Below are 11,401 nucleotides of genomic sequence, written 5' to 3'. Positions count from 1 at the left end.
AGTACGCCAGATGACCGGCCGGCAGCCACTCCTGCAAGGCACAGGGCAAGAGCTGCTGCTGTTCTGGCACGTAGGGGATGTAACTTGTACTCATACCCCTTAAACGCACCGACCCATCATCGGTTGCTGGGGTCAACCCTGGTTTCTGCCGCCCAGACTCCTAGGCGGTCAGTCCAAACACAATGCTCATGGGCCTGCTGCCCTGGTGCGACTGGTAGCGCACCCGGCCGTGGTACGTGAAGGGTGCGGCCTTGCCGACAGCCAGCTTGGTGTCGCGCACAAAGAGATGGATGTCGATGCCTAAAGCGGCGTGGCGGATGATTTCGTCGCCGCGTTTACTGGCCGGGTCGGTGGCGTTCTGGCTTTGCCAATGAAAGTGCGTGTCATCGATCCAGTGGTCCATGTACTTGTGCTCGTCAGCCCGGCCTTGTTTGTTGAGCGTGACCAGCAGGATGTGCGCCTTTTTCTGGGCCAGCACCACATGGCCGACATTCCAATTGCCGGGGTTGTAAGCCTCGCCAAACAGCGCCGGAATGTCTTCGCGCATGAAAGGCTCACCGAGCGCCAGATCCAGTGGATCGATGATGTTGCGCAGGCGAGCGAGCGTGCGCATGTCGTCGGTGGCCGTCAGGTCTTCGTAGTCCGGGTTGTTGGCTTTCAGAATGTATTGGCCATCGCGGCCCTTGGTGACTACCCGCAGCAGGTATTGGTTGTCGCCGCTGTCGTCTTGCCGCTCGATGTCCACCACGTTGCCCGTGATCGAGCCTGCACGACGGAGAGTGATCAACTCCTTTGATCAAAATGGAGAGTCCCGCTTCAGACTAGAGTAGATACGATGACGGCTATGTGGTACGTCAGTTTCACTAGCGGACTCCCTAAACTCCTGCATATAGCGGCGAGCAGGTATCGGAAAACCGCCATCTCTGCAATCTGATTTCTTTGATCATTACGTAATTATCCGGTTTCGGTATTTTCGTGCTGGACGTCAATGTTTGCCGTGTACATGTCTTTATCAGTTTCGTACTATGAGAAAAAGCCTATTTCTGGCCGGTTCAGGTCCCCGATCAGCATGCCTCGATCCAGTAGCCGATTCTGCATCTCACATGAGGTCTCAGGTAACAGACCACATGAATGGCATGCTGCAAGGTTGCAGTTGTCAGGTCCTTGGCCAGTGCTCTCGATGCAGACAGGATCACTTGAACACCAGCGAGCCCGATCGAGTGCCCGGGCAATGGTGCGGTCGAGTTGTTCTGGCTCACCCATTCGAACGAGTCCGCCCATTGTGCCTTCCGAATCTCCTGCGGCGGTGTAAATCAGAATCCCCGTCATTTGCGGTTCAGTATCAGAGAAGTAAATTCGTTCACGAAGCGAGGATGAGCCATATCCGCAGTCAAACACTAGCTGGCTGATCAGCACATGTGCAAATGTGTGCATCAGAACGAGAACAGGAGATGCATCGTCGACGTGTATCTGTCGTCTTGATGCCTGTGCCTGCAGGTTCCGATTGACTTGGCGTAGCCGCTCCCTGTGCAGCGCTCCGAATTCTCTGTCCCACTGGGCAAGTCGCTCTTGGTCAAACCTGAGAAAGATGCCCTCGCCGCGAACGACAGCGGCAGGAAGCCAGTTGCGTTGAGTCCTAGAGATGAGCTTCCAGCGCTGAGCAGGCGGTATGTTCGAGCTGGCGTAGATCCTGCTGAAACCGACAAAGGCCCGGGTTTCCCGCAGCTTGTCGAGCAGCGCAATACGGGAGAAGTTTCTGCGCACTAGGTCGCTGTAATTTTCAATGGCCTTACTTCGCACCAGCAGATTTACTTTTGGCACACCATCTTGGCCATCCCGGCAGAAGGCGCGATATTCTTCTGCGCGATAAGTGTTGTCCGAGACGTCCTCAGTAAGTTGTGGATCGCCTTCCGAATCAAAACCTTCACGGCGCTTGAGCCAGGTGGTCACGGATTCCACCAGTAGTTCCGGATCGATGGACCAGTCTGGATTAGCGGTCCGAATGATATCGGAGAGAATCTTGGAAGAAACCTTTCCGTCAGCTGCTGCCTTGACCTTTTGCACCAAGGCACTGGCAGTTAGTCGTGGGTGGGTCAGTATCTCGTGCAGGATGTGCGTGTTGACCGCCGTAGCGAGCACCTCCGGCTTCACATCAGACTCAGGATGGCGTCGACGCAAGATAACGCCGGCTGCCTTTGGCCCCAGAGTTCCGTTTTCTGCTGCCAGTGCTCCGTTGAGGAGTTCTTGCTTGAATGTGTGATCGTCGAGTAGATCAAGCACCGGCTGGGGTAGACCGTTGTCTTCAATATCCGGAACATAGATTGAGCTTCGGACATCGCCGAAGTAGAGGTTGCTTGCTCCCCGAAGCACCGCCCTCAGGTTCTGACCGCAGGGGTCGGTAGGGTCGTCGCCGCCATCGCCAAGGCCGAGCGCAGGGTTCTGACCATCGCACATGATCTTCATGGAGGTGAGGGCCGTCGTCCCATTGGGTTCGACGCTGAACGCGCCGGCGAGCGACTTGCGAGCTACTTCGATAATTCCTGTGCCGTCCTGTCGCTCGGCAACGATCACCACGCCAGCAATTGACGCAGAACCAGTAGAAATGAGACGCAGCCAGCGGTCAGTCCTGATCCCGTCCCACTCAGAGCGATCAAGGCCCAGCCACTCGATCCAAGGGAAATCACGCAGGTGACCCGACTGGCAGGCACTGACAAAACGAACTTGGATAGTTCGCCTCTTAGAGTGAGTCCGGCCTTTTTCTGCCCCGCTTCCAATGGGTCCCTGACACTCCGGAGCGGATCGGTGGTGATACTTTGCCTCGAACATGCGACCGCAGCGAGGACACGAGTGCCACAGCGGGAATCGAAGGAAAGGTAGCTTTAGCCCAAGGTTGACGGCGCTTCCCGTGCCGCCACCTTCGACCTGCCGATAGTCTGGAGGCTGGACGAAAAAATCGACACCAAGGCGTTTGGCGAGTCTTGGCTCATCGTCCACACGGAATTCACGATGGTCCGGGTTCCTATCATCGAAGGGCCATGCGTCCAGGCCAGCATGGATCAGGGAGACAGGCCCTGGGAAGTCCACCATGGCCCCTACACCGAACGGTGACACGGCCTGCGATCGTCTGATGGGGCGGGTCATGGATTTCCCCCTGGAATATTGTTGTACTGCATCGTTAGATCTGCCTCGCAGCTCGCATCGACATTGCGGAGTGAAGACATCGTTGCCCAGCTGCGCCCATCCCACTGGGCAAGTTCCGTTCTGCCTGCAGGATGCATCAGCGGCGGGTGTTCTGGCGATCTTGCGAAATCCCCATACTCGGCCGGATTCCAGGCCTTCCACTGGTCTAGTCGAAGTCTGAGCCTGTCCATCACGGACATCTCCTCATCAGGTGCGACGGTTTTTACACGATCGCGGATGATCTCCTCGATTCGAAGTCTAAGCTCAGTGCCAGGCGCGAGCGGAAAGGGGTCCGGTGTATCTGCCTCGCGTCCCCGGTGACCGAGCTGCCGAACCAATGCAACGACCAGTCCATGCAGAGCCCGGTCGACCGCCGGCGGACTGAACGGGGTGACGCTGGTCGGCTCGACTTGGGCGTAGAGCCGCTGGTGGTATGACCGAAAGCGTTCGTAGTGGCTTCGGTCCCTAGGTTTCGTCTGGCCATAGATCACGACCACCATTCCAGGGCGCTCCAGATCCCGGCCGACGCGACTGGAGACTTGGATGTACTGAGAGGTTGTCTTGGGCTGCCCCACGATCGCCATTAGAGACAGCCTCGGGACGTCCACGCCCACTTCGATGATGTTGGACGCTAGGCACGCATCAATGGGTGCCGGGCTGGGGACTGACGCGCCTTTCCCTTCGCGGACCGTGACGGATACTTCTAGGCGCTCCAACAGGCGTGGAATGTGATCGCCGCGGATACGGCTGGTTAATTCCTCGACGTGAAATAGCTGGCGGATTCTTGAGTAATCGAGACCATGGCGGTTCAGGATTACCTTGAGATATTCACGTGTGTCAGCGGTGAAAAGGGTGGCAGCACCACCCAGTTCCCGCAATGAGTTGAAGAATACGAGCAGGGTCCACCATGGATCAAGATCGCGAGCATCCCCCTCTAGAAGGGAAGCATGTTGCATCAGGGTTGCGAAAACTCTGGCTTCTGACGTTTGGAGTGATGTGTGTGCGGGGGCAAGCACTCCTGCATAGAGTCTTCCGGGTTTAGGCCTTCCTTGTTCATCGCATGCTTCACGCGCAAAGAATGAATCGGCAGCATCGAGCCCTGAGGGCGGGAAAAGCATGACCCCTGACCGCGCATACAGACCGACAATTTGTTCGCGGGCACGGCTGATAGTTGCAGTCGATGCAACTATCTTGGGAAGGATCATTCCGCCGAGCGGATCAATGCACAGAGCTTCTATGACGGTTTCATAGGCACCCACCATCGAACCCAGCGGACCAGAGATCAGGTGCAACTCGTCCTGGATGATCAAGGTTGGCGGGACACCACGATGGCGGCCCGATTCATCCAGCCCGAAGATGCTCCGTGCCGCAGGTGACCAAGCCAGCATCGCGAACTTGTCCACTGTCCCGATAAGGAGATTGGGTGGCGAATCGAGCAGATCCTCGTCAATGACAACAATCGGCAGTGGGGGATTTCCAGGTCCGGCCAGGCCACCGAACTCACAGTCGGCATCGTGGCATCGGAATACGACAGTGTCTCCGGAAGGGCCGCGTTCCCTCTTATACCCATACACTTGGACACCTGCTGCCTGCCGACCACCTCTGCCTCTCCCGCGCTGAGCTGCGGAGGGAGTGTCTTCGTGAGGACCAAACTTTGCTGCGCACCACGGGCATCTGAGAAGGACGTAGGGATTTTCTGCGTCGGGATCTCGCCCGAGTTTCTGTAGCTTGGCAACTGCGTCATCGCGCTTGTTTGGCGTGGCGGAACTGCCCACCCACAGCCCGATGCGGAAAGGCCGATCTCCCAAGGCTACTGCATCCCCGCGCCTCAATTGTTCCATCGCGCAGAAGAGTGTTGCAGCACGTTGGAACTGTTGTGCGGTTAGCAGTCGCAGCGTGTAACGCATAAGCACATCGACACCGCCGTTGGAAACTCCGGTTAGCGCATTGAAAAAGACCGTAAAGGCGGTTAGTCCCAGATATGCTTCGGTCTTACCCCCGCCAGTCGGAAACCAGATGAGGTCGACTTCAGTCCGGTCGCGGTGAGAAGGGTCACAGATTCCCCGCAACGACATGAGCAGGAAGGCAATCTGAAACGGCCGCCAATAGCCCTGCCTCTCGTTCGGTACCGATGGGTCCAGCTCCGCAACTGGACGTGACCAAGTCAGCTTCCCACTAGTGTCGTGCCCAGGCAGTCTCAATTCCTGTCGGGCTCTTAGCTGGGCTACCAGCATGGCCTGATTTGCCAGCCTAAAAGCCTTGCGTGCAACATCTCCAAGGGAGTCAGACTGCCGCAGAATCGACAGCCCATCCGCAATCCGATCGGCGCATTGGCGGCATTTGTCTATGAGTTCAGTTGCAGTGGGCCGATACAGCTCTGCTATCGTCGCAACCTTTGAGTCAAGTGAGGCAATCCAGTCGTGATACTCCTTCAGCAGGTGGTCGACGTCGGCCAATCCGTCGTCATTGGGCTGTAGGCCCGCCAGCAATCGCATGCTGACGCGCAGGGGCTGCAGTCTGCCTTCTGGACCTCTGATTTGTAGATCGGCGCTTGTTGCCGGCGTCTCGAAAACCGGCAGCACATCCGACCACACTGCATCGACCCGTTTCGGGCGCCCGCTTATCCAATCAGCACCGCAGCCGTGGCCGATAGCAAAGGTCCGGTTCTCCCTGTAAAGGACACGGTTGACGTTCTCATCCGCCATCGGATCCGAACTATGGAAATCGGCGACTAGACTGTCTGGATATGGATCGATCCATTGTCTGCTGCTCTGACCGCTGACCCGGATTCCAGCCTGGAAGAGACACTGAGTTTCAAACTCGGCTTCATTTGCCTGCTTCTTGTTGGCAACCGAAATGGTCAGTAGCCTGTGCATACTGCTCGGCGCTGAATGCCAAGTGCGTGAAACGACGACCAGTTCCAGACCGAGTGCTGCAGGCCCGATCAAGCACCGCAACGGATGACGTGCGTTGAGCAAATCTGCTGTCGCCAAGTGAATGACTGGCACCTTGCCATGGTCGTCAACCACCGCCTTTCGCAGCCAAACCTTGCGCGCTATCGATTGCTTGCCAATACTCCCGCCCAGCTGGATAGTCAATGGCGCATATACGCCGCATGGTTGTTCGATGGTTTTCTCAAGCCCGACCCGACCGACGTTCACAAGCTCGATGGAGATCCCTGCGGTTTCTGAGGCTAAGTCGGCCAAGAAGCTGACGCCGATGGCAGAAGGACGGAACGCATTGGCCAGAGTGACGTCTTCCTCTTCCTGATCGTCGGCCGTTGATCCGAATGACGATGCATGCTCCCATGCCGATGGCACTTGGTCGGTCAGCAGGCCCGGGAGGGGCACTTCCGGCACATTGTCAGGTATTGACTCCTCGCCCTCTGTCGCGTTGACCACAGTCTCTTCAGTGGCGCCAAGTGGGAAAAGAATGCCTGCACCAAATCGCTTGGTTGGAGGATCCTGCCAAACTATTTCCTGTCCGTCCGCCTGCACCCGTGGAATCCGGTACTCTTCCCAGGTCATGGTCTGTTTGTCAACCAGCGAGACTGGCTTGCCGGAGGGATCCGGCCCCACGACCTCAGCCCGAAGGCGAGTGAGCATCTGCTCTCTGTTGGCAAGGTTCGTGTCGAGTGATGACATCAGTGATTCCTTTTGAGTGCGGCTTTGAGGCCAGCATCTACCATTGCGTCGTATCCTGAGCGCAGGCGCTCATGCATGAAAACATGGAGCCGAACCCTTGCTCGAGACATGCCGACGTAGAGCAGTGCCTTGGCTTGCTCGTCATCGACGCCTTCTATGTCCGTCAGAACTATGGCTGGTGCTTCCAGTCCCTTGAACGCATGGACACTGGCGTATCGGACCGAAGCCCCGCCCTCGGGCATTTCGCGATAGGAATTGAATTGCCAGCTGTCTTGTTCTCGATCGAGTCGGGAGACGCATGAAGAGGCGTCGGAACGCATTGATAGGACGACAATCTCTGCCGGAGCAAAGGATTTCAGGAGCTTTGCGATGGTCGCGAGCAGGACTTCTGCCTGATGGGTGGTGCTACGGTAGAAGACTGGTTCGACATCTGCTGAATCTGTGGTGCTGAGGATCCTGCTGTAGCCAGGCGATAACCCGCAGGTGATCGTTACAGCCTCCGCGATCCTCGTGGCATTCCGGCAATTGATGCGCAACCGGTACGTTGAAATGCTGTCAGCGGTGCGACTCTGCAGTCGCTCAAGTCCGGTGTTCGCTCTGTTGTCGGCATAGATAGCCTGTCTTTCGAAGTCGCCGAACATCGCCCAGCGTCCGCTTGCAAGACCGCCGCTAAGCAGCAGCTCCATGACGTCAAGAAACGGGTCGGATAGCAGGTCCTGCGCTTCATCCACGAGCAGCAGATCGAAGGTCGGTGTTTCGCGACTGTCGTCCAGCAATGTTTCGACGGCACGCTCTGGCAGCTCAATTTCCCAGAACCTACTGTCGGCAGTTGCCGGTACATCGGCACCAGCAACTTGGCGCATGAGCCCTGAAAGGTTCCCAGTAAAAAAGGGGATGGATCGCTCCTCTGCCTCATCTCTAATCGCGGCAGTCTCTCGCCTCAGCCACGCACCCAGCAGACCGTTGAAACACAACAGGGCGACGCTGCGACCATCGAGCACGGCTCGTCGTGCAGCCTCGATCGCGAGGAACGTCTTGCCAGTGCCGGCTGGACCCTTGAAGATGACTCTACGGTTGTCCTCGAGGTGATCCAGTGCGTCGAACTGCTCCTCCGTGAACCTGCGTATTGCTTCCTCGGCGAGTTCCACGTTATTGCGGGTGGATGCAATGTATTCGAAGTCGGGTCGAAGGAGCCGGAGCATGGATTCAAGCTGCCGGGCGGTGGGGCGGCTCTGGTTGCCGTACCAAGTCGGGATCGGCCTGCGGGCCCGACACTGGGAATGAGCAGCTTCGAGTGCTCGGGTGACGACTGTTGAGATTGGCTGTCGGAAAAAGTCAGTTCTTCCGATGATCTGCCAAGGCTCCCACTCGAGCGACTTGTCTGCAAAGTCGATTTCCGTGAAGAGAACGGCGGAGTGGAAAAGGATGGAACCGAGCGAAGGATCCTTGTGCGATAGGTACTGCCGAATCGAGTGCGCAGCCTGACTCGCTTGACGGAATGGGCCAACGGTGGTTGTCTTCGGTGGGTCATAGGAGTACTTCCAGAGCCCTCCCTCTCTGACAACATTGCAGCCCTTGACTTCGATGCAGAGAACGCCCAGGCCAGGCGCAATGATCAGCATGTCGGCTTCACCTTCAGCCCTAACTACATGGCGACGTATGTCGAAGGAGTGAAGTACCAGCCAATCCCTGGTCATGGGATCATCCCGCAACTTGGAAAACAGCTGCCTTTCGCCCCTGGGTGCATCAGCGGCTACCTGAGGGGGAATCATCCTTGCCATGGAGTCACCTTTACCTTGGCCAGATGGAACAATGTCGACGTCGGAACCCGTCTTGTCTTGGTGTCGATGGCGGCCACTCGAAGCAGTCCCATCCGGCCGGCTGCTGCGCCCGGCAATTCAATCGACTCGACCGTCTCTATGTGACGACGCTCAGCAACGAGTTCACGGACCCGGGCGAGCAATGCCGCGCGTATGACAGCCCCTGCTTTGTGATGGTATGCCTTCAGGCGCTCCATCTCATCCCACCGTGCATTTGCATAGATTTCGGATACATCATCAACGCCCAAGCCCTCCAACTGCCAAGTGGTGGCAATCAGATGCAGGAATGTCTGACGATCATGAGGTGCCATCACGGCATCCCCCGCCCATTCCCAAAGGTACTGTGGTGATCGGAGCCTGACGCCGAGACCTCGCATGTTCATTGCCACCACACCTTCCCCATGGCGCTTGATTGCCTGCTTAAGCCGTTCCTTCCATTGGAGGGCACTTCGGCGCAATCCTGCTTCGCCGGCCTGCCGCATCAGGGTATCAACAACATCGTCTAAATAGTCGCCGCTTCCAGACAGCCTGAGCATTACGAGGTCGCCCTCATTCAGATCTCTAACCGGGGTTCGGGGAAGCTTGTCTTCCGTGATATCGAATTTGTCGCCCGTTTCGAACAGATCCGAGACCTCCACGACTCGTCCATATGCAGGGAGAAAAGTGCCGCTGCCGTCCGCGAACAGGACGAACTTTGCATCTACTGTGACATCGCTGTCCGAGATCGGGGTCAGGTCACCGTGCTGGGCGTTGATGGACGCCCAGAGCGATTCGTGGGCCCATTTGTCGTCGGCCTGGGCACCTTCGCTAAGCTCTTCTGGCTCCTGCGTCTGTCGAGAATTCCCAGTAGTTAGCTGGAAGCAGTGGTTCTTTGGAAGTTCCTTTGGGACAGGCAAAGAAGGGTGTTCTGATCGATAGCCGACCACGACAACATCCGACGTCCGTCCACCATAAAGCAGGTCGAAGAGAAGGCTCCTCGGCGCGAACCAGGGATTTCCGGGGATGATCAATCGTGCGTACAGTGAATCCCTTGTCTGGCGCCTCCGTCTGATGAGCTTCAACGCCGCAAGACCGAAGTCTGATTCCGGATCAATGGATGCTGGCCACCCAGGAGTCGGTGAGCCGCAGACGTTGGCGAGAACAGCCAGAGGAAGGTCGCTGCGCATTGACTCGTGAAGCAGTGTAAGCAGGGCGTCCCGTTTCGGATTGGCTGCTCCCGAAACTAGCTGCCCGACCGCTCTGGCCAAGTCATCCACTGCAGTGCGGATGCCCGGGATGCTCACGGACGCGTGCTGTAGCCTGTCTAGGAGCTCGTCCACTCCCAAGCGTGGATCATCGAATGGCAGTGCTGTGAGCGCGAGCGAAGACTTCACCAGCCATGCGTCTCGTGCCGCTTCGCGTTGAAGTGGATCTTCTCGGTCAACACTTGAGAATATCGATGAGCAGACCCTGGCAATGTGCTGCATCGGCTGAAATTCGATGACCACCTTCCTCGGTCTGGATCCGGCCACATTTGCATGGCAAGCGGACACCAGATCCAGGACAGACACCGGTGCGACGGCAGCACAAGGCACGTCCGACTCCGTCTGGTATGGTCGAATTAGCTGGTTGCCGTTCGCATTCATGGGGCGCGTCATGTGGTTAACCCAGCTTGCAGTTGCAGACCGAAGATGAAGGGTTGAACGCCGTCGGGAGGGGTCATGACCCCTCCCGACGGCGGGTGGATGCCAGCATCGACGGCATGGTCCAAGTAGGTCTGGAGCAGCTGCTCTACTTCCTCGTCGTATTCCGCCTGATCAAGCAGGACCACGACGCTCCTAGCGGTGGTATCGCTCATGCGCCGCACTGCGGCGGCACCGTCGAGAATTGTCAGCCCCCCCCCGGGCTCATCGAGGACACCATCGCTCCGGGCGGGAGCCACCCTTGTCTTGCCATGTGTCCTCCCCCCCGGGTCGGCTATTGCCAGAATGTCCGAGCATTCGGCCTCGGCTGTTTCAGCAACGCGGATGACCAGACCTTCAAGATCTCCCAGAAAGGATGTTCTCTCCGTGATGACAGTGCATTCGATTGTGGGCGACCGATGCCAGCCCTTGGGTGCGTCTTTCAGTGCCGCCTCGAAGACACGCTCCGCACCAGTCAGTCGGGTATCAGTGGTGGCGCTCACCGAACCGAGGGTTATTCCATGGGACAGTGCTGCAGACTTGGCGAAAAGGCGGTTGCCCTGATGAGCCTTCCTCTTTCCCTCCATGACAACTTCCAGAAAGTCGCCCCCTGCGATCTGTCTAACGCCGACGACAGACCCTGACCAACGCATGGGCTTGCCCGACGCATATTCCCGCCAGAATACCTTGCAGCCGGGTGCGAGATTTTTCAACCCTTCCCAGTCGAGAGAGTCGTCATAGAGCCGTGCTGATGCGAAGGCGGAGCCCAAGGCCGTGAATGCAGCGGAGAGCCTTCTATTCGGCAAGCGCACGACGGCAATTCGCCGGCCTTCAAGAGTGCTCTGGATCCTCATCCACTGACCAAGCCAGACAAGCCAGTCGGCCCAGGGCGGGGGTGCAATTGGTCCCTTGCCATCTGAGAGGCTCAAGTCTTCGCGCTTTAGGGCGTGAATGACTACATCGATGTCAGTGCACACAGTACAACCTCTCCTCTGTTTTATTCTATTATTGATGAATTATCGTGGGACTTAGTTCCTGCTAAACCGGACATGCTAGTTTTTCGAATGAATCGCTTCTGGCAACGTCGACATACATG

General features: G+C 57.5%; 6 protein-coding genes. All 6 read right to left on the bottom strand.

The features are described 5' to 3' along the window. Window positions 1-160 precede the first annotated feature (160 nt). Window positions 161-787, bottom strand: coding sequence for a DUF3427 domain-containing protein (locus ABWQ00_RS09170; protein WP_353238363.1), 627 nt, complete (start codon window positions 785-787; stop codon window positions 161-163). A 236-nt stretch (window positions 788-1,023) separates the two neighbouring features. Beyond that, complete coding sequence (gene drmB / locus ABWQ00_RS09165) at window positions 1,024-3,141, bottom strand: DrmB family protein (RefSeq protein ID WP_502908105.1); 2,118 nt, start codon at window positions 3,139-3,141, stop codon at window positions 1,024-1,026. Further along, window positions 3,138-6,824, bottom strand: coding sequence for a helicase-related protein (locus tag ABWQ00_RS09160; protein ID WP_353238361.1), 3,687 nt, complete (start codon window positions 6,822-6,824; stop codon window positions 3,138-3,140). Before ABWQ00_RS09160 ends, drmB begins: the two co-directional genes overlap by 4 nt. Further along, on the bottom strand, window positions 6,824-8,596 hold the full coding sequence (locus ABWQ00_RS09155) for a nuclease-related domain-containing DEAD/DEAH box helicase (protein WP_353238366.1): 1,773 nt from the start codon (window positions 8,594-8,596) through the stop codon (window positions 6,824-6,826). The genes ABWQ00_RS09160 and ABWQ00_RS09155 overlap by 1 nt, the downstream gene beginning before the upstream one ends. Then, on the bottom strand, window positions 8,593-9,810 hold the full coding sequence (locus ABWQ00_RS09150; RefSeq protein WP_353238360.1) for a DISARM anti-phage system protein DrmE domain-containing protein: 1,218 nt from the start codon (window positions 9,808-9,810) through the stop codon (window positions 8,593-8,595). The genes ABWQ00_RS09155 and ABWQ00_RS09150 overlap by 4 nt, the downstream gene beginning before the upstream one ends. A 467-nt stretch (window positions 9,811-10,277) precedes the next feature. After that, on the bottom strand, window positions 10,278-11,234 hold the full coding sequence (locus ABWQ00_RS09145; protein WP_353238359.1) for a hypothetical protein: 957 nt from the start codon (window positions 11,232-11,234) through the stop codon (window positions 10,278-10,280). Window positions 11,235-11,401: the final 167 nt, after the last annotated feature.

It is taken from the genome of Limnohabitans sp., assembly GCF_040400975.1.
Taxonomy (GTDB): Bacteria; Pseudomonadota; Gammaproteobacteria; order Burkholderiales; family Burkholderiaceae_C; genus Limnohabitans_A.
The sequence above is the reverse complement of the archived record's forward strand: the minus strand, read 5'-3'. Positions and strand labels throughout refer to the sequence as shown.

Coding starts and splice junctions, on each gene's coding strand:
- ABWQ00_RS09150 (WP_353238360.1), bottom strand. CDS start 9,810: ATGCGCAGCGACCTTCCTCTGGCTGTTCTCGCCAACGTCTGCGGCTCA.
- ABWQ00_RS09155 (WP_353238366.1), bottom strand. CDS start 8,596: ATGATTCCCCCTCAGGTAGCCGCTGATGCACCCAGGGGCGAAAGGCAG.
- ABWQ00_RS09160 (WP_353238361.1), bottom strand. CDS start 6,824: ATGTCATCACTCGACACGAACCTTGCCAACAGAGAGCAGATGCTCACT.
- drmB (WP_502908105.1), bottom strand. CDS start 3,141: ATGACCCGCCCCATCAGACGATCGCAGGCCGTGTCACCGTTCGGTGTA.